Genomic DNA, 22092 nt, shown 5'->3' on the forward strand with positions numbered 1-22092 from the left:
TAACTTAGCTCTTCTGAATAAATTGTTATTTTATAAGCGAATTGACTTCGCAATGTTTAATTCTTACAACCAAGTTGCAAGTTCCTTACACATCATCGATTATCAATCTTGTTCAGTTTTCAAAGATCTACCTTTTATTAACTTGTTGCCTCAATTGACAACTCATTAATCATAGCAAATTATCAACACAGTGTCAATAACTTTTTTTAATTTGCCAACGCTTGAAATTAACTGATTTAACGCGACTTAATTATAATATCAAAATCATCAATCACTGTCAACATCAATTTTCAAGGTTGTTTGAGAGGATTAAGTAATCTCTCTCAACAGCAATATTTATACTACCAGGAAGTCTTTTTACGGTCAAGTACTATTTAAAAATTTCTATTTTATTAACTAGAACATCTTCAACAGGTTTATCGTTTGCATCAACCTCAGCATCAGCAATCTTATCAACGATATCCATTCCTTTAACAACTTGACCGAATACAGTATGTCTGAAGTCTAGCCACGGAGTACCACCATTCTTAACGTAGTAATCAATGATTTCTTCAGGGAATCCTGCTTCATTCATTTGATCCATTAGTGTTTCAGGAAGTGTCTTATTTTGCACGATAAAGAACTGACTTCCATTAGTATTTGGACCTGAGTTAGCCATAGACACTGCTCCACGTACATTGTATAAGTCTTTTGAAAATTCATCATCAAATGGACGATTCCAAATACTTTCTCCCCCTGCACCAGTTGCTGTTGGATCACCACCTTGAATCATAAAGTCTTTAATAACTCTATGGAAAGTTGTTCCATCATAGTAACCAACTTCTGCTAATTTCATGAAGTTTTCTACTGCTTGAGGTGCTTGTTTTTCAAACAAAGCTATTTGAATGTCACCATAATTTGTCTTTAGAATAGCCATCGGCTTATATTTATCATCTATACTTAATTGTGGATATTGAGTCATTTTGTCCTCCAAATATTTAATTGCTACATACATTATAGCTAACGAAGTAAAAATGATTAAGTGTTTTTATGAATTATTTTAAAAAAACTTTAATGTTAATCCTGTAAATTTGTTAAAATATATTTAAACAATAAAAGGAGAGAGAAATGCAACTTTTAATAGATTTTATATTACACATTGACCAACACATTATTAACTTGGTTAATTATTTTGGTGATTGGACCTACCTATTGCTATTTCTAGTAATTTTCATTGAAACTGGAATAGTAATCATGCCCTTCCTACCTGGGGATTCATTACTATTTGCAGCAGCAGCTATCTCTGCAAACTCAAAATATCACCTAAGCATATTCATATTTATCATATTATTCCTAATTGCTTCAATCGTCGGTGACTCTTTAAACTTCTTCCTTGGTGAAAAAGTCGGTAATAAACTTACTAAGCAAAAACATATTGGTAAGTTCATTAAACAAGAACAACTGGACAAAGCAAAAACTTTCTTTGATAAATATGGTATCTTAGCTATATTTATTGCTAGATTTATGCCAATCATCAGAACTTTCGCACCATTCATTGCAGCTTCAAGTGGTTATAAGTACAGTAAATTCGTTAAATACAACGTCTCTGCATGTATCGTCTGGGTTCTACTATGTTGTGGTGGAGGATACTTCTTCGGAAACATCCCATTCGTACAAGAACACTTCTCAGTAGTAGTACTTGGTATCATCCTAGTAACTTGTGTACCTGCATTAGTGGCATTATTCAAAAAAGGAAAGAAAGCTTAATAAAAAAGGGCTCCTGGTAAGGAGTCCTTTTTTATTGATTCGATTTGTTAATAAATCTAAGAAGGATTAAATAACACACGGTAACGAATATAAATATAAAGGCGAAGCCAATCACAAAATACTGATCAGGAAATAGTATTATGATTGGTTCTTTTTTTGCGTTAAAAATCCAGTCGTTGTTTCTAAACAAAAGTTTATGGAAAAAGATAAAAGCATCATTGAAATCAATTAATGCAAATACACAAACAAATACAAAGAAGGAGTATATTCGTTTAAAAGCTTGTTTTAAAAGCCACAGAAGCTTATTTTCCCTTAATTTAACCAATATTTTGATTAATATTGGCGTCATAGACACCATAAACAGATTATTTAGCAAAATTAATCTTCTAACATCCAAAAAATGCGTCTTAACCACATTATTGATTGGTAATGTTGTTTGCATATTATCGATAAAAAATGATTGTAGATATCTGATGATTAACAGGTAATTGTCCTTAATCTGATCAGAACTCATTTTAATATCATGTTGCACATTTAGTAGATGGACTACTGACGTATATATAAATGGCATGTTCATAAACAAAAATATCGAGCAAGTTACAAACCACAAAAGGATTACTAACGACAATGCTCGATACTTCATAAATTCAATATTCAAATTAAACTTCCCAATCATCCAATGAATCAATTTGATGAGTTGGTTGGACTTCTTTTTGAGCCACTTGTTCTTTTGTAGATAAACCTGTGTATACAATCAAAGTATCCATGCCAAAGTTAATACCCGCAGAGATATCAGTCATGTAGTTATCTCCGACCATCACTACATCAGATTTATTTAAACCAATCTTATCCAAAGCATTTTGCATGATGATTGATTCAGGTTTACCAATTAAGACTGGTTTTTGTTGGGTTGCATATTCAACTAATTTGACTAATGAACCAGCTCCTGGTTGCATCCCTTTTTCAGTTGGAATATTACTATCAGGATTGGTTCCAATAAACTTGGATCCATCTCTGACTAATAAAACGGCCTTACTCAACTGATCATAAGTAACCGAATTGTCTAAACCAACAATTACATAACTTGGTTTATCTTCTGTAATTTTAAAACCATTATTTTGTAGGGCGGTAAGCAATCCCTTTTCACCTACTACATAAGCTGTCTTTTCCAATTGATTACTTTCGGCATCTTTTTTAACGTAATCAGCAGTAGCCAATCCAGCGGTATAAACATTATCAGTGCTTACATGAATGTCATGATTATCCCCTAGATTTTTCACTACGTCCTCTGGCATCTTAGTTGTGTTATTAGTTACGAAAAGAAAATCAATCCCATTTGATTGTAATCTTTCGATAAATCTCTTTGCAGCCGGAATTCTCTTACTTCCAGCATAAATTGTGCCATCAAGGTCAATGAAATAACCCTTATACTTTGTCATTAAAACTCTCTCCTAGTCAGTTCTTTGTTTAATTGTAAAATGTCTTTTACCATGTCCTTTTGATTGAGTAACGGTCACATGTTCTCTTTTATCAACACGAGGCTTTTCATTAGTTACCTTTTCTTTAATAAAGGCATGACGATTATTCTTGTTAGAAGAACGACGTCCTCTTCTCTTGTTGAAAGAGCCATTTGGTTTGGTCTTTACTTCTAAGTTATGCAAAACAAAGTAATCCGCACCCATGTTGGCATATTCATATAAATAATCTTGAATTGCCATAAATTGGTTCTGTAGTGGTGTATTACTACCATCATCAGAAAATCCCTTTAGTCTAAGTACGCCATAACCGTAATCACCAACGATAAAGCTGTATCTACTAAATATGGGATTATAACTAGCGATAAAATCATCAATATTAAAACAGTTGTTACGATTACTAATAATTTCGTATTTATGACCATTAATCAAAATGGTCTTTTCGTCTTCAAGTTTTATGTTAGCTAGTGGTTTGTAGTTGCTATTTTTTTCTTCGACTAGTTCTTCAATACTCTTACGATCCAAAACTATCCTCTCCTATTCTAGCGGATATTTCTTTGATAGGTATGATGCGAACACTTCACGTAGTGTTTGATCATACAAGATATTATTATCACCCTTAATTGCAACCGTTGGGAAGAATGGAATGAAAATGTAATGATCTAGTAATGCAATTTCATATGTTTGGTTAAAATCAATTAACTTTCCGTCAAAATAAACATTATTTTGATCGTCAACATCAATTCCGTCATAGTTTAATTGGCCAAAGTACTTACCTCTAAAGCCCATTCCCTTTTGTTCATATGCAATTAAGAACTTCCAATTCTTTTGCATTTCCATTATCATGCGCCATAAGTCGCTTCCAGATAATGTTGTTTTAGTTACATGCATAGAATGAGGCAATATTTGATGTAATTGGTTCTTATCTACAATACCTTTTGGTAATGCATGTAAGAATAATCCATTATTAACGATTGCTGCTTTCGTTCCTGCCTTTTCTTTCATTGCAGATAAAAATTCGCTAACCATTCTTGGTTTGCCACGAAGACCATTATCCATTTTTTCATCTAACTTAGCAACTTTGGATTGAGCTAAAATGTCTTGACCACGTTTTTCAAGAGCATCTAGCCACTTACTATCTTCAGGTTTTACTGGTAAATCACTAGTTTTAACAACACTAGCTTCGCTATTAACGACATGATTATCTTCCACTTCTAACGTTACCTTACCTACATAGTATCCATACTTACCAGCTGCTGCTAATAGAGATTGATTGTCCCTTTCACCATGTTCAAACAAGTGATGGGTGTGACTTCCAATAATAACATCGAAACGTGGAAACTTCTTAGCAATCAATCTGTCTTGAGTAACACCTAAATGAGATAGCAATACTAGCACCTCATCATCCTTGTCATTGTCTAATAGTTCCGGAATCTTTTCTTGATCATCAATTGGGGTCCATCCCTCAAGCGTATAAGTTGATTGGTATGGAGCTGTTAAACCATAAATCTTTATATGATTTCCAGCAGGTGTATTAATCATCTTGGTTTCATTAGCCCAACTTGGCAACTTCTTAGTATCAGAATCAACAATGTTAGCTAAAACAACGTCAAAGTTGGCATCGTCATACAAATGATTTAATTGATCTTTGCTATTAGTTAAACCTTCATTGTTACCAATGGTTGTAGCATCATAGCCAATCTCATTCAACAGTTCAACATTTGCTTTACCATTTGTTGCGTCAGTTAGTGGATCAGCTCTATCTAAAGCATCACCTAGGTCAACGGTAATAACAAAATATCCTTGCTGTTCTAATTTTTGTTTTTCACTAATTAAATATCTTTTTATTCTTGGCCAATTTTCAAAGTGTGAATGTAAATCATTGGTGTGTAAAATCGCAATTTTTTCCAAACTTACTTCCTCCTTAACGTCTTTTGGCAAAATCAATTTTCTTTTGTTCAACCATGGTAAAAATATCTTCTTCGCTATAGGGAGCACCAAATGGTTTTTCATAACCTAAATAGTCTTTTTCAGGACTATCTACTCCCACATTGATATTTTCCTTTACTGGCACTGAATAGTGATGAATATGGCCATGTAAATCAATAATTGGTCCCACCTGTCCCATCATTAATGGGTAATGAGTCATATAATATTGGGCATGATTCATCTTAATTAATGCCCCAACATCATGAAAAGAAAACTTTGGTTTCCCGTTTAGATCATAATTATTTTTATCAATAAACTTAAACAGCGCCCTACTGTCATGATTACCCTTAATAAAAACAATGTGACCATTCAATTGTTTTAAAATGTTATAAATTTTTTCGTGTGCTTTTCTTTGTGGTTTCTCGTGACATACTGCAATATCACCAAGATGATAAACGATGTCATTGTCAGAAATCTCTTCGTTCCAGTTCTTAACGACATCGTTATCCATCTCATCCACAAAGAAGTATGGTCGTGGCGCGAAATTCTTATTTCCTATCATATGCTTATCAAGAAAATGCGTATCCGCTATAAAGTATTTCATCCTTGCCACCTACTTCCTTACTAATAGAATAAACTATTATCGATAAAATGAAAAACAAAAAAACAGCTTCAATCAAACTAACTACTTAATTAAGGAATTAGTCGTTGAAACTGCTTTAATTTATACGCGGTCTTTTACAACCTTAAAGATGTATAGGAATACAATCCACACGATTGATCCAATTAATGGAATCATAGTGTCTACTCTAAATAGCAATATAACTGCTACGAATAGTAAGAATGCTAATACGAAGTAACTTGAAAGTGGGAATAAAGGCATCTTAAATGTTAGCTTATCTTCTTCTTTATTCTTCTTAACTGAATTTCTGTACTTGATATGAGCAATAACAATTAATCCCCAAATGAATAGGAAACATGTGGTAGCAACACTTGAGATTAATTGGAAAACACCATTTGGCATGAATGCATTTAAGAATAGTGAAATAGCAATTACGATAATTGAAAAGACAATTCCGGCTGCTGGTAAACCATTCTTAGTTAATGAACCAATCTTCTTACCTACTTTGTTGTTAGTACCATAACATAGTGAGTATGCCATTCTACCAGTGGTAAAGATTGAAGAGTTACATGCAGATACAGCAGCTGTTAAAACAACAAAGTTAATAATTGAGGCAGCTCCTGCAATTCCAATATTTTGGAATACTTGTACGAAAGGACTTGAATCTGCATTGATGTAGTTCCATGGGTAGATACACATTAGTGCAACTAGTGAACCAATGTAGAAAATTAAAATTCTTGAAGGAACTTCGTTAATTGCCTTTGGAATAACCTTTTCTGGATCATGAGTTTCTGAAGCAGTCATACCAATCATTTCAATTCCGGCAAAACTAAAGATTACCATTTGAAAACTCATTAGGAACCCTGAGATACCGTGTGCAAACATCTTGTGACCAAATAAGTTTGAAAGACTTGCGTGACCAACAGGAGTCTTGTAATTCATGATTACTAATACAATTCCAGTAGCAATTAAAGCTAAAATTGCAACAACCTTTATTAGTGCAAACCAGAATTCAGTTTCACCGAAGGCTGACACGTTAATTGTGTTCAATAAGAACAAAATAATAATGATGATTAAACCAGTTATCCATTGTGGAACACTTGGGAACCAATATTTTATGTATAAACTGGCGGCTGTAATTTCGGCCATGGCAATCGTTATCCAGCAGGCCCAGTACGTCCAACCGGCAACAAAGCCCATCTTTTCGCCTAAGTATTTTTCAATAAATTCAATGTATGAGTGACAATCGACATTGGATAATAATAGTTCACCAAGTGATCTCATGATAAAGAATCCCGCAATCCCAGCAATTAAGTAAGCTAAAATAATTGATGGTCCTGCAAATTGAATGGATTCTCCAGCTCCTAGGAACAACCCTGTTCCAATTGTTCCACCCAAAGCGATTAATTGAACATGACGATTTTTTAAGCCTCTTGAAAGTTGTTGGCTTTCTTGTTTCGGTGATTCTTGCATCCCATCACCCTCCTATAAATATTCTATGATGCTAATTATACATATTTTATTTAAACCGCAATACGTCTAAACGCTTGTACAACGGTACTCATTGATGTTTAATCCCCGGTGTTACAACGTTTGTTCATGTTATTTTTATTTAATTGAATTATTTTCATCAATCCATGAAAATAAAAAAAGACCTTATTAGGTCTTTTTTTATTATTATTTCTTAAGACGTTCAATATCTCTAACAATCATTAATTCTTCGTTTGTAGGAATTAATAGTGTCTTAATCTTAGCATCGTCTGCACTAATATCTCTTTCAACGGCACGAATGTGGTTCTTTTCAGGATCAACCTTAACACCGAAGTAACTTAGCTTGTCAGCAACTTCTTGTCTGATACCAATATCGTTTTCGCCAACACCAGCAGTAAATACGATACCGTCAACACCATTCATTTCAGCAACGTATTGACCAACGTATCTAACAATTCTGTTCATGTACATGTTACGTGCTAATTCAGCTTGGTGGTTTTCATCCTTAACTGCTTCTAGATCCCTCATATCAGCAGAAACTTCAGATACACCAGCTAAACCTGACTTCTTGTTTAAGATGTTAATCATTTCATTAATATCTGAAATGCCTTCCTTTTGCATAATGTATGCAAGTAGTGAAGGGTCAACATCACCAGATCTAGTAGCCATCATGATACCTGTCAATGGTGTGAAGCCCATTGAGGTATCTAATGATTTACCATGGTCTACGGCACATATTGAAGCACCGGCACCTAAGTGCATGATAACAAGTTTTAAGTCTTCTAACTTCTTGCCCATCATTGCTGCAGCACGACCTGATACGTAACGGTAACTAGTACCATGTGCACCATATTTTCTAGCTTTGTGATCACGGTAGTACTTGTATGGTAAAGCATACATGTAGTTTTCTTCTGGCATTGAAGTATGGAATGAAGTATCAAATACTGCAACACTGATAACGTTTGGCAAAATCTTCTTGAATGCTTTGATTCCTAGAATATTTGCTGGTTCGTGAAGTGGAGCTAATTCTGATAGTTCTTCTAACTTACTTAAAACATCATCATCAATAACAACAGAATCAGTGAAGTATTCACCACCGGCAACAACACGGTGACCAACACCTGTAATTTCATTGTAGTCAGCAATAATGTTTAGACTTAGTAGTTTGTCTAATACAAGCTTAATTGCTTCTTCATGATTTTGAATATCCATTGTCTTTTGGAATTTTTCGCCATCACCATATTTAATTTCAACATCTGACTTAGTTAAACCAATTCTATCGATAGCCCCGCTAGAAATTAATTTTTCTGAAGGCATTTCGAATAATTTAAATTTTAATGTGGAACTTCCTGCGTTAATTGCAATTGACTTTCCCATAATAGTTCTCCTAACTTTCTTTAGATAATAAATCTTTTTCTTCCCACTCAACTAGTTCTGCTAAGAATTTTTGGAAAGCAGATACTTCATTAAATGATGGGAACTCACCAATCATAATTTTTTCAACTTGGTGGGCATCTTCACCATGCTTTTGTAGAATCAAAACTGCTTTTTGAGCATTGGCATTATTAAAGATTTCCTTTGGTAGATTCAACAAGGCTTGAAGATAAGCATTATCTTGAATCCACTTTAATAATGATTTTGATTCTGGCGTGTTAAAGATATTACTTGGTACTAAAAATACCCCGTAACCACCTGGTTTGATATGGTTCATCCCTTGTTCAATTAACAAGTGGTGAGCATATGAATGACCATCTGTTGATCTTGTCTTATAGTTAGTGGTATTTTCATCAATCGGATAATACCCAATTGGTAAATCAGAAATTACTAGATCTGCATCATCTACCAAAATATTGGCAACTGAATCTTGATAAATAAGTTCAGTATTTTTATCGTTTCTTTGCATTTGTGTACTTATGCTTGAAACGGCTAACATGGAATCGTCATTGTCAATCCCAATAGCATGCAAATCAATATCCTTAACTGCATCCTTCAATTGATTCATAACCGTAGTTAATAGGTTACCCATTCCAACGGATAAATCCAGAATCTGTAGATGCTTGGCATTCTTAACTAATCTAATAACTAAATATCCCATGATAGAAGCTATCGTATCAGGTGTTATTTGGTGGTTTGCCTGAATGGCGTCCTCTTTGGTTGCCTTAATCATGCAAATCTGAATGGCCTTTCTTACAGTTTCTGCATCCATAGATTGATAATCTACGTCTCGGTATAATCCTTCTAACTTAGAAACTGTGTCACTATCTGGTATACCATCTTCAACATGAACTTGACCGTCATTGATAAGGTTATCTCCAGTCTCGATAAATGCATCAAGATATGATACCCCTAACTTGTCTTTCAAAATTTCAGCTGAAGAATTGAAAACTTTAAACAGAGTTTCTGTATCTTTCTCAGTCAGCACACTCAACTCCCTTAAAAGTATTATCACTTAATAACAACTTTCATATTACCAGATTTTCACAAGAAAATTCAAGATAAACCATTAATTACTTCAATATAAATTACCATTATTCATAGCTTCTTATCATTTTATTTATCGTCTGCATTTCAGCATTATATTTTTCATATTTTATCAATAAGAAAATCGATAAAACTGATAAAACAACAATTGCAATTAGTGTTGCTGATCCACATTTTTTACTCATAAGATATCGAACTCACATCCTCATAGCTTTCATTATTATTAAATATTACCTTAATCGCTAAGTGCTTTTTTACTTCCTTAAAATCAATGCTTCTAACATCATCCAAAAGCGGATAGTATCCTCCGTTTATCCCCGAAAGAACAACTACTTTATTATATAAATGAAGATTGTATCTTTTTCCATATTCCCGGCTTATTATGGTCACAAAATGTTGTCCCGCTTTTTCGAACAAAACATAGTGCTTCTTTTTAGCTTCAATATTATTCAAGAAAGATTGAAAATCTGCCGCATGCTCATTTTTTTGATTGTAAGTTTTCTTCAACGGATAGATCATGGTAATCGTAATTGCGATTAATCCCAAAACTACAAGTTCAATAAGCGTCTCAATAATCGTAAAAGCCTTTTTTCTTTTCATACTCTATTCTCTTTTGTATCAAAGTCCTTCTAGCTTTGCCAAGATTGTCATACATATATTGATTCGACTCACAGAAGAAAATCATTCCAACAGAAATTAGCGTCAGTGCTGTAATCGAATCAATCATTATAAATCCATTATTCATAATATGTTTCATCTAATCTATAAGTCTCCCCACCAAGCTGTATTTTTACAAGGTAACGGGTATTTGTCTTTTTTGAATACCATCTAAATGTTTTAGGTGCAGAATAGCCGTCACCATTAATATAAATTAAAAGTCTATCTTGTACCCACATACTATCAGGCATACGAAGACTATAATGATGTCCTTTATTGAAAAAAATAATTTCATGTTTAGTAGCGTATATTGTCGTCAAAGATTTAGTGTATTCACTATTTTCAATTGCTTGTCTCCAATACACCCTGAAATTTATCCAAAACTCTTTTTCCAACTCCTTATCACTTACATGCATACCATGATATAAAAAAATACATAGCGACATAAAAATTGAGCTAATGACTAACACTATTAGCATTTCAATTGTGGTAAATGCATTTTTATTCTTTTGCCACAGCTTTATTATCCACAATTTGAATGCCCTCTTCTTGAGCTTGATCAGCTTGTTTTTGAGTTAAATAACCGTTTTTTACCAGTGCATCCATACTTACATCAGATTGATTGTCATCAGATTCAAATGAGTCAATTTGACCTTGGACTAATGTTTGCATTGCATGTACATGTACATTGGTAGCATGCTTCTTTTGTCCAGAAACATTTGGGACAACAATTAAAATTAATAACGAAATGATGAATAAAACGATTGTCATTTCGATTAGTGTAAAGCCAGCTTTTTTCTTGTTCATTTTTTAAAGTCCTTTCAATGATGAATAAATTGGCATAAGAACAACTAAATATGCCAAAACAATACAAATTCCAATAAATAAAAATAATAGCGGTTGAATAAGATTAATTAATTGATTTGAACGATGGTTCATTTCTTCAAATTTAATCTGCGAAAATGCCTCTAATTTAACTAATATCTCTGATACCTTTGATCCACGATGAAAGAATCCATTAAATTCAGAAGGGACAAATGCATACATCTTGGTTAATTTACCGACATCTTCTCCTCGATTAGCTAAATATCGAGCTTTTTCTCCCAACAAATACATAATCGTATTCGGTTTAAAGTCTTTTAAAATATTTAGTATATTTTTTAAGTCAATCCCATTTTGAATCAACATTTTAAGTTCCAGCGATAGTATATATCCCATGTAAGCTCTGTAAATCTTTCCTATAAAAGGGATTCTTGATATAACATCCCTTTTTCTGAGTAGCGGTAATCTTTTATACATGATTACTCCAGTCGTAATTCCAACGAATAAACCAAATGTTAGTATGTAAAGCCATCCTAAGTCGTAGTGTTGCATTGAATTAATTGAACTTAGTTGTGGTAATACAAAAGCATTTATTGCGTATACAATTCCAATTAAAATAATCACCAAAACGATTGGGTAAAAAAGTAAATCTCTGATTTTCGATTTATTTTTCAACTTCACTTCAATAAAATGGCTTAGTTCAGCCAAACAGGATGAAAGATCACCGTACTTTTCACTAATCATGATTTGATTGTAAAATTCATTATGAACGAGACCGACAATACTATTACTAAAGCTATTACCTTCGCTTAGCTTATGAGCAATCTTTTTAATTATTGATTGCCTACCGCCCACTTCTGATAAAAATTGAAGTGATTCTTTAATCGTGAAACCGGAACTGAATAAATCACTCAAATTCTTAAATAGATAGTACTGTTTATTTAACGATAGTTTTTCCATTACCGACTATCCTTCCCTTTAAATCGTCAAAATTATCTTTAATATCCATGTTAACGGACACATCTTTTTGATTTTTGATGGATAATTTTTGAAAAACAACTGAATTTAAGCAATTGAATAAATCATCATAATCACAACCTAGTTGTCCTAGTCTATTAATTACCCCGTCGATATCTCTTGCATGAATAGTAGTTAATACCAAATGGCCGGATAATGCCGCACGGACAGCTGATTTAGCCGTACTAGCATCCCTAATTTCTCCAATGATAAAAACATCTGGACGACTTCTCAAACCGACTTTGATTAGCTCGTCATATCCCATATCAGCGGATTCATTCACTTGTAATTGCAAAAAATTGTTATTAATGATTTCTACCGGATCTTCAATGCTCATAATCAATTTATTAGAACTCATCGTGTTAGCTAAATGATAAATAGACGTCGTCTTCCCTGAACCAGTCTTACCTGCGAAGACAATCATCCCATTTTGTTTAGATAGTTCCTTTAAACGATAAAATTGTCCATCATCATCGTAATTCATGGTCTCATCATCCAACGAGTAAATAATTCTAATAACCATTGATTCGTGATTTTTGTAATTACCGACTGAAGAAAATCGCAAGAAAAACTTCTTTTGCTTAGCAATAAATTCAAACGAACCAATCTGTGGTCTTCTTCGCTCACTTATTGACATTCCACCAATATACTTACAGTAATTGATTAATTTATTTGCTTTTTCATAATTGATACAATCACACTCAGTAATATTTATTCCTGTATGTTTCCTAACGATATAATTTTCATTAATCGGCAGAAGATAAATGTCTTTAATTTTTTCTTCGATTGCTTGATTAATTAAATTATCAAAATAATTTGAAATACTCATAAAAAAACCTCCACTTTTTATATTCGAAAAAAGTAGAGGTTTCATTTATTTTTATACAAAAAAAGATGCACTTAATGTGCATCTTTTTTAATTATTCAGCTGCTTCAGGTAATTCAGCTGCTTCATAAACGTCTTGTACGTCGTCGTTTTCATCAAGTTCGTCAATTAGACCAGTGTATTGTGATACTTTATCACTTGGTACAGCAGTCTTGTTTTGAGGGAACATTGTTACTTCAGCAGTATCTAAATCATATTTTTCTTGTAAAGCATCTCTAACAGCAGTTAGATCTGAAGGTGCAGTAAAGATTTCAAATTGGTCATCATCTGACTTCATGTCTTCTCCACCAGCATCTAAAACATCCATTAACATGCTGTCTTCATCAACGTCTAAACCGTCACGTAGGATAACGATGTATCCTCTACGGTCAAACATGTATGAAACAGAACCATTTGATCCTAGTGAACCACCATGGTGACTGAATGCTGAACGTACGGCTGCAGCAGTACGGTTCTTGTTATCAGTTAAGCAAGAAACCATGATAGCTGTACCAGCAGGTCCATATCCTTCGTAAGTAATTTCTTCGTAGTTTGCTCCACCTTGACCAGAAGCCTTGTCGATAGCACGTTGAATGTTATCTTTAGGCATGTTGGCAGCATGAGCTTTATCAATCACAAGACGTAATTGTGGGTTACCATCTGGTTCTGGACCACCGGCTTTAGCAGCTTGGTATAAATCACGAGACAATTTTTGGAAAATCTTACCACGTTTTTTATCTTGGGCACCTTTACGTCCTTGAATGTTATGCCATTTTGAATGTCCTGACATAATCACAGCACTCCTCTCGAATTCTATTGTTTCATTAGTTTACAAACATATCAATTATATCAATCAGTATATAATTAATCAAGTTACTAAATCAGCTATTTAGTTGAGTCGCGTTCAACTATTTCATAGCCTAAGATCACATATCGGTTATCAATCTCTTCTTTATTCATAATCTTGGTTAACAATCTCATTGCGACCGCACCAATATCATATAAAGGTTGTGTGATTGAAGACAACTGTGGTCTCATCATTTTAGCTAACTTAGTATTATTACTTGTGAATAATTCAAAGTCTTTAGGAACTGACACACCACGATCTGTCATTCCGTTTAAGATACCAGCAGCAAGCTCATCATTAGTGGCTACGGCTGCAGTAATCTTTTCTTTGATGATTTGTTCAGCCAAATCATAACCGTCTTCATATGTTCCCTTTGTTTCAAAAACCAACTGATCATCAAATTTGATTCTATTGCTCTTTAAAGCTGAAACATAGCCCTTTAGTCGGTATTCCTTGTTAACATCTTGTTTCATTGAACCTGATGCAAACGCAATTCTACGATTACCATTTTTGATTAAACGGTCTGTTTCATTTTTTACAGCATCCGCATAATCAATATTTACACTAGGCACTGAATTATTGATATCAACTGAACCGGCCAACACGATTGGACAGTCAGAACGCTTAAAATCAGCTCTTAAATCATCATTAATTTCATTACCCATAAAGATAATTCCATCAACTTGTTTACTTAACAATGTATTTAGTACTGATGCTTCCTTATCGGGATTATCATCCGAATTGGCTAGGATAATATTGTACTTGTACATAGTAGCAATATCATCAATTCCACGAGCTAGTGAAGAAAAGTATCCATCGGTTACATCGGGAATGATTACCCCAACCGTTGTTGTCTTCTTACTTGCTAGTCCCCTTGCCACAGCATTAGGGCGATAGTCCAGATCATCTATGACCTTCAACACTTTTTCTTTGGTTGCTTGTCGTACGTTACTGTTACCATTTAAAACTCTAGAAACAGTAGCCATGGAAACACCAGATTCTCTAGCAACATCGTAAATAGTTACATTTTGCTTTTCCATTCTCTCAAACTCCTCTTTAAGTCCGCCTGGTTTGTTTTCATAGCGCTTTCAATATGTTTACAAATATATCAGATAAACGACGATTTAACAAGACTACCACCTCTTGAAAACACAAAAGAGACCTAACAAAGTCAGGCCTCTTTCACGATTTAAAATTATTTACTTAAATTGTCTTCTTGTTTTAAAGCATCTGGATCAATGACGATGTCTTGGCTGTCGTCAGCGTTCTTTCTAACTTGGTTTCTTAAGTTGTCAGCTGCTTTGTGGAATTGGGTACTACCTTCATCATAATAGTATTGTGCTTTGTTAACTACATTATCATTAACCTTTCCTGCAGCATCTTTAATCTTTGATTTTGCATCTGAGGTCTTGTATTGTAGTTGATCTTTTACGTCATCAACTGAATCTAAAGCGTAAAAAGCATAATCCAATGCACGATCTTTTAAATCGTTAGCAGTCTTTACAGTACTGTTAACGAATTCCTTTGTCTTTTCATCATCCATTTTACGGTATGCTAGGTATGCAGCAGCGGCTGCACCAGTAGTTAATCCTAATAAAAATAGTCCTGTCTTTTTCATAAAAAACACTCCCTTTTATTTTTTAAACATTCTAAAGCCAGCACCTGCGACTTTTTCCATAAATGATTTTTTGTTTCTGTTTTGGAACTTTCTGGCTAAGTTTTGAGTTGCGTTATTTAAATCGCTAACGCTTTGTCCAACATCTGCAGCAGCTTTGTAAACTGGATCTAAGGTGTTGATTTTTTCATTAACATCCTTAACTAATGAATTTGAGCTAGCTAAAATATCCTCGGCTTGTTTTGATATTACATCAATATCTTGAGAAATAGAATTAATATTCTTATTTACCTCATCAACAGTCTTAGATAATTTGATTAGTAGAACCGCAGCAGCTAACGCAATGATTAAAAATGCAACTGCGGCAATCAAACCAGCTAATCCTCCAATTGTCATGCAACCCCTCCTCATACGTTTATATGATTATAATAGCATTTACCATTTAATCTTACAATTAGTTTAATCTTAAGCCTTCCACCATTCATCAAACTTACTATATAGTTGTTTAATTGCATTTCCTCGATGGCTTATCTCATTTTTTTCATGATCAGACATTTCTGCCATGGTTTTCTTCTTACTTGGCACATAAAATAATGGGTCATATCCGAAACCATTGTCACCTCTTGGTGCTTTTAGTATGGTTCCCTCCACTGTTCCATAAATGACGAATTTTTGACCATGTTGATTCAATAATACTAAACAAGTAACAAATCTGGCATCTCGCTTATCACTGTCACCTAATTTGGCCAATAGCTTCTTATTGTTCGCGGCATCATCATGATCTCCAGCATATCTAGCTGAATGAATTCCTGGTTCATTATTTAATGCAGGCACTTCCAAACCAGAATCATCAGCTAAAACGGCTAAATTAGTTCGCTCGAAAATGGCTTGTGCTTTAATGGTGGCATTTTCTTCAAATGATTCACCATTTTCAATAATTTTACCTAATTTTGGAAAATCCGCAAGTGTTTTAAAATCAATATTTTTATCGGCAAACATTTCGCGAAATTCGCGAGCCTTATTTTGATTGTTAGTAGCAATTACAATTGTTTCCATAATCATAGCTCCTCTAGTTCTTTGATTGATAGATGCTTAGCATGAACTTCGAAATTAAGCCACTCGTTAGCAACCTTGTTGAAGTTATCTGGATTACCTGTAGTGTAGAATGAATAAGTAGGTTTAGAAACTTCATTATTTTCAATGTGATTATCTTGTAAAATCTTTTTAATTTGTTTAACAGTTTCATGTCCTGGATCAATTAATTTTACATTGTCACCAACTGACTTTTGAATCAAATCACGCATGATTGGAAAATGAGTACAACCAAGGATTAATGTATCAACATCATCCTTGTTGATAGTTGATAAATCATTATCAACTACTATTTGTGTTTTTGAATCCTTAAATTCTTGATTTTCAACCATTGGGACAAACCTTGGACATCCCTGACTAAATACTTCGACATCATTATTAATCTTTTTGATTTCTTTTTCGTAAGCGCCACTCTTAACAGTTCCATTAGTGGCAATTAATCCAACACGGTTGGTCTTGGTATTATTAACCGCAGCAATACTTCCTGGGTTTACAACACCAATTACTGGAATAAGAAGATTGTCTTGTAAATAACTCAATGCATATGAAGTCGCTGTATTACAAGCAATCACTAGCATTTTTATATCTTCTTTTTTTATTAAGAAGTTTGCTATTTGTAATGAATATTGTTGAATCTCTTCTTTAGATTTTTCACCATATGGTAAACGGGCTTCATCACCCAAATATGCAATATTTTCGTTTTGTAATTCTTGAATCGCTAGCTTAGCAACTGTTAAGCCACCTACTCCAGAATCCATAAAGCCAATCGCTTTTTTGCTCAAAATAGTAACCCTCTTTTCAGTTCCGTTACTTTTATATTACCATTTTTAGCACTATCTGACATTTATTAAGGATAAACATTTGCTTTAATTTTACATGGGATATATAAATTATGATAAATTTATAATATAATGTATTTGTATATAAGGAATTGAGGTTAACAAGTATGGATAATAATAATCTTTACAATAAGATAATTGATAACGATTCTACTCGTTCCCTATGGGGACAAGAATTGTTAAGAGACGTATTATTAAACGATTTATTGGGAAATGATACCCACAGCATTATGTATTGGGCTGGTAAAAAAATCGCTAGAAAATTCCCATTAAAAGATGCTTTGGATACTGTCCTATTTTTCAAGCAATCAGGTTTAGGTGACCTAACTGTTTCTTCTGAAAATAAACACGAAATTCAATGGACTTTAAGCGGTGATATTGTTGCCAAACGAATCGAAGCTAATCCAGACGCTGATTTCATGTTTGAATCTGGATTCTTAGCTCAAATTGCCCAACAACAATTTGGTGTAATTTCGGAAGCTGAAATGAATCCTAAAGAAGAAAAAAATGGAACCGTCCTTATTAGAGTACATATGGATCCAAAACATCCCGCTCCAGTAATTGAAGATTCCGTTAAAGAATTTGATTTAAAATAATAATAAAAAAAGAACGCTTAGCATTGCTAAACGTTCTTTTTTTATTATCTTATAGGTATTGGTTTAAAATCTTAGCTAGTTGTTCTTTGCTGTGGTAACCCACGATGCTATCTACAACTTCGCCATCCTTCTTTACTAATAAAGTAGGAATACTCATAATACCAAATTTTTGTGGTGTTTCTGGGTTTTGGTCAACATCCATCTTGTTGAATGTTACCTTGTCACCCATTTCTTCAGATAATTGGTCTACAACTGGTGATTGCATACGGCAAGGACCACACCAAGTTGCCCAAAAATCAGTTAAAGTAACACCTTCGGCAGTATCTTTTTCAAATGTCTTATCTGTTGTTTCTGAAACCATTTTAATAGCCTCCTTATTTTTCTTACTGAAAGTAAGTTTAGACTGTTTATCAATTAAATGCAAAGAATATGTCTTATACGATTTAACTTTCTATCTCAATTTTACCACTGTGGAACCATCGCCTCCAGCATTTGCTGGAGAATAATTAAATGAAGAAACTCGTCGATCACTAGAAAGCATGTCTGTAACACCTTTTCTTAGAGCACCGGTACCCTTTCCGTGAATAATTGTTACTGAAGGATACCCTGCTAGAACAGCAGAATCCAAGTATTGATCAACTTCGTGCATTGCTTCTTCGTAACGATGACCACGTAAATCCAACTTAGCAGATACACGTTTAGAAGCAGTTCTTTTGACCTTAGTATTGAATCTTTGTTCATCGTTATCAACTTTGATTTTTTCAAGATCACCCTTGGCAATTCTCATTTTAAGAATACCAAGCTGAACTTCCCATTCGTTGTCATCTAACTTCTTAACCAGCACACCACGTTGTCCATATGATTTAACCATTACGTCATCACCCTTGTGGAAATCATGCTTGGCCTTCGCCTTCTTCAATACACGGTTATTAACAAGGTTGACATCGTGACGTAGTGAATTCAATTGTCCTTGAGCGTCAATTAATTCATTTTCCTTAATTGCAACTTGACCAACTTTACGTTGCTTTTCGTGAAGATCCTTGATGATAGCGTCTGCCTTCTTCTTAGCCGCTTCAGCAATTTCATTTGCTTGTTGCTTAGCAGCAGTTACCAATCTATCCTTTTGATTCTTGTACTTGATGTATTCTTCACTCAAGTCTTCATGTAGTTTAGTTGCATCATCTAATTGAACTTTTAATTCATCAGCTTCTACTCGAGCACGCTTAGTTTGTTCAGTCAATTCGACAATCATGGTGTTTAAGTCTTGACTATCTTGGTCGACTAATGATCTAGCTTCGGTAATGATTGATTCATCTAAACCAAGTCTAGAAGCAATATTCAAACCATTACTTTGGCCAGGTACCCCCATCATCAAATGATAAGTTGGTTGAAGGGTTTCACTATCGAATTCCATGGATGCATTAATCGTTTGTGGACGATTATAAGCATAAACCTTCAATTCTGGATAGTGAGTAGTAGCAACAACATCACAATCTTTTTCGGCTATCTTGTCTAAAATGGCGATGGCTAATGCTGAACCTTCCTTAGGATCGGTTCCGGCACCCAATTCATCCAAAATAACTAAACTCTTTTTGGTAATTCCATCCAAGATGTCAACGATATTATCCATATGAGATGAGAATGTACTTAGGTTTTGTTCAATTGATTGTTCATCTCCGATGTCAGCAAATACATTATCAAATACTGCAACGGATGAACCTTCATTAGCTGTAACAAATAGTCCGGACTGTGCCATCAATTGTAGTAGTCCCAATGTCTTAATGGTAATGGTCTTACCACCGGTATTAGGACCGGTAATAATGATGGCCTTATTGTCTTTACCAATATATAAGTCATTAGCAACAACCTTATTCATATCAATTAAAGGATGTCTAGCTTGCTTTAAATTAACATGGTTTTCATTTGATACTTCCGGTCTTGTCGCCTTTAAATCTCTGGCGTACTTGGCCTTAGCATTAATCAAATCCAAATGACCTAATATCTTGGAGTTATTAATAATTTCACTTTGGTAAGGACGAATTAAGTCTGATAATTCAATCAAAATACGTCTTTCTTCGTGACGTTCTTCGATTTGTTTCTGACGTAACTCTGTATTTAAACCAACAGTTGAAGCAGGTTCAATGTACAAAGTTTGCCCTGATGAACTGCGATCATGCACAATCCCACCAAATTTATTCTTATTCTCAGCTTTAACTGGTAACACCATTCTGTCTTCTCTGATTGTGACGATTGGTTCAGTTAAATCCTTGCTGTGCTTTTGAGTGAATTGGTTCATGATTGAACGCACTTCACCCTTAATGACATCCATACGACGTCTGATTGAATTTAATTCCTTTGAAGCAGTATTCAATAATCTACCATCATCATCGATTGAATCTGACAAGCGTTGAGAAATATTTGGTACTGCCTGAATTTCATTGATTAATTTGTACAAACGATTTAGTGATACTTCATCGTCTCTTAGGTTATTAAAAAATCTAACTAGATAGTTAGATGTCTTTAAAATCTTATTTATCTTTGATAATTCGCTTCCGTTCAATGAAGCGTCAATCTTTAATCGCTTCATGTATGGAGTAACATCATCCAGTTTAGGAATTGAAATTTCTTTATCTAAACGCAAAATATGAGCCCCATCATCTGTTTCATCGAGCCACATATTAATAGTATTAGGATTATCTACCGGTGATAGTGCAGCTAGTTCTTTTTTACCGTTTCTTGTCGTTAAATATTGCTCGATTGAGCTCTTAACTTTTTCATATTCTAAAGTTGATAGAACTTTTTCATTCATTTATTTAATCACCTTATCTTAGCCATTTTTCATATAAATCGTGTGAAATAATTGGTGTTTTGTTAACAATAAATTCAGCAACTGATGACTGATGATATTGTTTAGTTATTTGATTGCTTGGTAGAACAGAAATAACGTTTAAAATAAATAGCACTGATACGTAAGCAATTATCAATCCTATAATTGTTCCACCTAATTTATTAAGTTGGTGAATTACTGGAATATGGGTAATTTTATCCACGATTGAGATAATCATACGCACGAAAATTCCAGAAATTAAGAAAATAATGAAGAAACTAACACTATTACATAAAATCTGATTATTAATCAAACTACTATTAGCAAAGATAGCCTGACTCAAATCCCTAGAAAAGTATAGTGAAACAAACAGGCTAAACAAAAAACCAACAACACGTAATATTTCTTGTGCTAATCCACGGTGATATCCATCATAAGCACCATAAATAAGCAGCAAAAAGATAATAATATCAAACAACATTAGTTCATGTTTCCTTCTTCTTGATTATTTTCTGTTAATTCATTTAATTTTTCTTGTAACTTAATTTGTTCTGAAAATGCGTTAAAAGCCAATAAAATAGCAGCATCTTCGTCATTAATACCGGGTGACATTTCTTTCAATTGAAACAATTGGCGGTTCATTAATTCAGTCACTGTCTTCATATGATCTGCAGAACTCTTCCCTACAAATGTGTAATTCTTTTTTCCAATACTAGCTTTAAAGCGTTGATTCGTGTCGTTCATTTTCGATAAACCTCCATTAACTTCATCACTATTTTAGCATGAAAAGGCAGACTATAACCAGTAAAGAACACAAAAAAAGACGCCATTACGGCATCTTTTTAGGTATTACTTATTCTTCTTCATCGTCACCGTCATCGGTATCTAATAAAGTGTTTAGCACTGATTCAACCATTTCCCATTCTTCATCGGTTTCGATTAATTGTAAGTCTCCACCTTGTGGGTCCATTGGATCATCGCCTTCTGGTAAGGCGTATGCTTCAATGTTAACTTCTTCATCATCTGCTTTACCGGCTGGGTAAAGTAAGATGTATGATTTACCAAAATCATCAGATTCGAATGTGAATAAAACGTCGTATAATTCTTCGTTTCCCTTTTCATCAACTAATGAAATTTGTTGTTGTTCTTCTTCGTTGTTGTTATCCATTGC

General features: G+C 33.9%; 27 protein-coding genes. 2 read left to right on the top strand and 25 right to left on the bottom strand.

The window, feature by feature from the left end:
- Positions 1–370 precede the first annotated feature (370 nt).
- Entirely contained in the window at positions 371–961 is a 591-nt protein-coding gene (locus K5Q07_RS05380) for a peptidylprolyl isomerase (RefSeq protein WP_220730062.1), read from the bottom strand.
- A 146-nt stretch (positions 962–1107) separates the two neighbouring features.
- Here K5Q07_RS05380 and K5Q07_RS05385 point away from each other — a divergent pair, with 146 nt between their 5' ends.
- Positions 1108–1746, top strand: coding sequence for a VTT domain-containing protein (locus K5Q07_RS05385; protein WP_220730063.1), 639 nt, complete (start codon positions 1108–1110; stop codon positions 1744–1746).
- A 31-nt stretch (positions 1747–1777) separates the two neighbouring features.
- Here K5Q07_RS05385 and K5Q07_RS06885 read toward each other — a convergent pair whose 3' ends face one another.
- The 19 genes from K5Q07_RS06885 to racE form a co-directional block, all read right to left on the bottom strand.
- Positions 1778–2422: a TIGR01906 family membrane protein gene (locus K5Q07_RS06885; RefSeq protein WP_373310047.1), complete on the bottom strand. Its 645-nt coding sequence runs from the start codon at positions 2420–2422 to the stop codon at positions 1778–1780.
- Positions 2406–3185, bottom strand: a complete 780-nt coding sequence (locus K5Q07_RS05395) for a TIGR01457 family HAD-type hydrolase (RefSeq protein WP_220730065.1) — start codon at positions 3183–3185, stop codon at positions 2406–2408. The genes K5Q07_RS06885 and K5Q07_RS05395 overlap by 17 nt, the downstream gene beginning before the upstream one ends.
- Before the next feature lie 12 nt (positions 3186–3197).
- Positions 3198–3746: a YutD family protein gene (locus K5Q07_RS05400; RefSeq protein WP_220730066.1), complete on the bottom strand. Its 549-nt coding sequence runs from the start codon at positions 3744–3746 to the stop codon at positions 3198–3200.
- Between the two features lie 12 nt (positions 3747–3758).
- The gene (locus tag K5Q07_RS05405; protein WP_251067644.1) at positions 3759–5132 is read right to left on the bottom strand and encodes a bifunctional metallophosphatase/5'-nucleotidase; all 1374 of its coding nucleotides are present in this window, start codon (positions 5130–5132) and stop codon (positions 3759–3761) included.
- A 13-nt stretch (positions 5133–5145) separates the two neighbouring features.
- On the bottom strand, positions 5146–5754 hold the full coding sequence (locus tag K5Q07_RS05410; RefSeq protein WP_220730068.1) for a metallophosphoesterase family protein: 609 nt from the start codon (positions 5752–5754) through the stop codon (positions 5146–5148).
- Between the two features lie 120 nt (positions 5755–5874).
- Entirely contained in the window at positions 5875–7245 is a 1371-nt protein-coding gene (locus K5Q07_RS05415; RefSeq protein WP_220730069.1) for an amino acid permease, read from the bottom strand.
- A gap of 204 nt (positions 7246–7449) precedes the next feature.
- Positions 7450–8640, bottom strand: a complete 1191-nt coding sequence (locus K5Q07_RS05420; protein WP_220730070.1) for an acetate/propionate family kinase — start codon at positions 8638–8640, stop codon at positions 7450–7452.
- Between the two features lie 10 nt (positions 8641–8650).
- The gene (locus K5Q07_RS05425; protein ID WP_220730071.1) at positions 8651–9685 is read right to left on the bottom strand and encodes a class I SAM-dependent methyltransferase; all 1035 of its coding nucleotides are present in this window, start codon (positions 9683–9685) and stop codon (positions 8651–8653) included.
- A 236-nt stretch (positions 9686–9921) separates the two neighbouring features.
- Entirely contained in the window at positions 9922–10344 is a 423-nt protein-coding gene (locus K5Q07_RS05430; RefSeq protein WP_220730072.1) for a competence type IV pilus minor pilin ComGF, read from the bottom strand.
- A gap of 137 nt (positions 10345–10481) precedes the next feature.
- Positions 10482–10934 carry a prepilin-type N-terminal cleavage/methylation domain-containing protein gene (locus tag K5Q07_RS05435; RefSeq protein ID WP_220730073.1) on the bottom strand — a complete coding sequence of 151 codons (453 nt, stop codon included), beginning with the start codon at positions 10932–10934 and terminating at the stop codon, positions 10482–10484.
- Complete coding sequence (gene comGC / locus K5Q07_RS05440; protein WP_220730074.1) at positions 10903–11208, bottom strand: competence type IV pilus major pilin ComGC; 306 nt, start codon at positions 11206–11208, stop codon at positions 10903–10905. The genes K5Q07_RS05435 and comGC overlap by 32 nt, the downstream gene beginning before the upstream one ends.
- 3 nt (positions 11209–11211) lie before the next feature.
- A complete protein-coding gene (locus K5Q07_RS05445) occupies positions 11212–12183 on the bottom strand; it encodes a type II secretion system F family protein (RefSeq protein ID WP_220730075.1) in 972 nt (323 codons plus the stop codon).
- On the bottom strand, positions 12161–13069 hold the full coding sequence (comGA, locus tag K5Q07_RS05450) for a competence type IV pilus ATPase ComGA (protein WP_220730076.1): 909 nt from the start codon (positions 13067–13069) through the stop codon (positions 12161–12163). The genes K5Q07_RS05445 and comGA overlap by 23 nt, the downstream gene beginning before the upstream one ends.
- 91 nt (positions 13070–13160) lie before the next feature.
- A complete protein-coding gene (locus K5Q07_RS05455) occupies positions 13161–13895 on the bottom strand; it encodes a YebC/PmpR family DNA-binding transcriptional regulator (RefSeq protein ID WP_220730077.1) in 735 nt (244 codons plus the stop codon).
- 95 nt (positions 13896–13990) lie between these two features.
- On the bottom strand, positions 13991–14992 hold the full coding sequence (gene ccpA / locus K5Q07_RS05460; RefSeq protein WP_220730078.1) for a catabolite control protein A: 1002 nt from the start codon (positions 14990–14992) through the stop codon (positions 13991–13993).
- A 155-nt stretch (positions 14993–15147) separates the two neighbouring features.
- Positions 15148–15570: a hypothetical protein gene (locus tag K5Q07_RS05465; protein ID WP_220730079.1), complete on the bottom strand. Its 423-nt coding sequence runs from the start codon at positions 15568–15570 to the stop codon at positions 15148–15150.
- A gap of 15 nt (positions 15571–15585) precedes the next feature.
- Positions 15586–15963 (bottom strand): DUF948 domain-containing protein, encoded by a 378-nt coding sequence (locus K5Q07_RS05470; protein WP_220730080.1) that lies wholly within the window; start codon positions 15961–15963, stop codon positions 15586–15588.
- A gap of 69 nt (positions 15964–16032) precedes the next feature.
- Positions 16033–16623 (bottom strand): XTP/dITP diphosphatase, encoded by a 591-nt coding sequence (locus K5Q07_RS05475; protein ID WP_220730081.1) that lies wholly within the window; start codon positions 16621–16623, stop codon positions 16033–16035.
- Between the two features lie 2 nt (positions 16624–16625).
- Positions 16626–17441 carry a glutamate racemase gene (gene racE, locus K5Q07_RS05480; RefSeq protein WP_220730082.1) on the bottom strand — a complete coding sequence of 272 codons (816 nt, stop codon included), beginning with the start codon at positions 17439–17441 and terminating at the stop codon, positions 16626–16628.
- A 164-nt stretch (positions 17442–17605) separates the two neighbouring features.
- On the opposite strand from racE, the gene K5Q07_RS05485 reads away from it, so the two are divergent.
- On the top strand, positions 17606–18094 hold the full coding sequence (locus K5Q07_RS05485; protein WP_220730083.1) for a YslB family protein: 489 nt from the start codon (positions 17606–17608) through the stop codon (positions 18092–18094).
- A gap of 49 nt (positions 18095–18143) precedes the next feature.
- On the opposite strand, the gene trxA is transcribed toward K5Q07_RS05485, so the two are convergent.
- The 5 genes from trxA to K5Q07_RS05510 form a co-directional block, all read right to left on the bottom strand.
- Entirely contained in the window at positions 18144–18509 is a 366-nt protein-coding gene (gene trxA, locus K5Q07_RS05490) for a thioredoxin (protein WP_505603614.1), read from the bottom strand.
- Positions 18510–18545: 36 nt separating this feature from the next.
- Complete coding sequence (locus K5Q07_RS05495; protein ID WP_220730084.1) at positions 18546–20903, bottom strand: endonuclease MutS2; 2358 nt, start codon at positions 20901–20903, stop codon at positions 18546–18548.
- 13 nt (positions 20904–20916) lie between these two features.
- The gene (locus tag K5Q07_RS05500) at positions 20917–21402 is read right to left on the bottom strand and encodes a CvpA family protein (protein WP_220730085.1); all 486 of its coding nucleotides are present in this window, start codon (positions 21400–21402) and stop codon (positions 20917–20919) included.
- Positions 21402–21665, bottom strand: a complete 264-nt coding sequence (gene zapA / locus K5Q07_RS05505; RefSeq protein WP_220730086.1) for a cell division protein ZapA — start codon at positions 21663–21665, stop codon at positions 21402–21404. Before zapA ends, K5Q07_RS05500 begins: the two co-directional genes overlap by 1 nt.
- Before the next feature lie 109 nt (positions 21666–21774).
- Positions 21775–22089 carry a DUF1292 domain-containing protein gene (locus K5Q07_RS05510; protein WP_034532164.1) on the bottom strand — a complete coding sequence of 105 codons (315 nt, stop codon included), beginning with the start codon at positions 22087–22089 and terminating at the stop codon, positions 21775–21777.
- Positions 22090–22092 lie beyond the last annotated feature (3 nt).

This window comes from Apilactobacillus zhangqiuensis (genome assembly GCF_019656215.1).
GTDB classification, from domain to species: domain Bacteria; phylum Bacillota; class Bacilli; order Lactobacillales; family Lactobacillaceae; genus Apilactobacillus; species Apilactobacillus zhangqiuensis.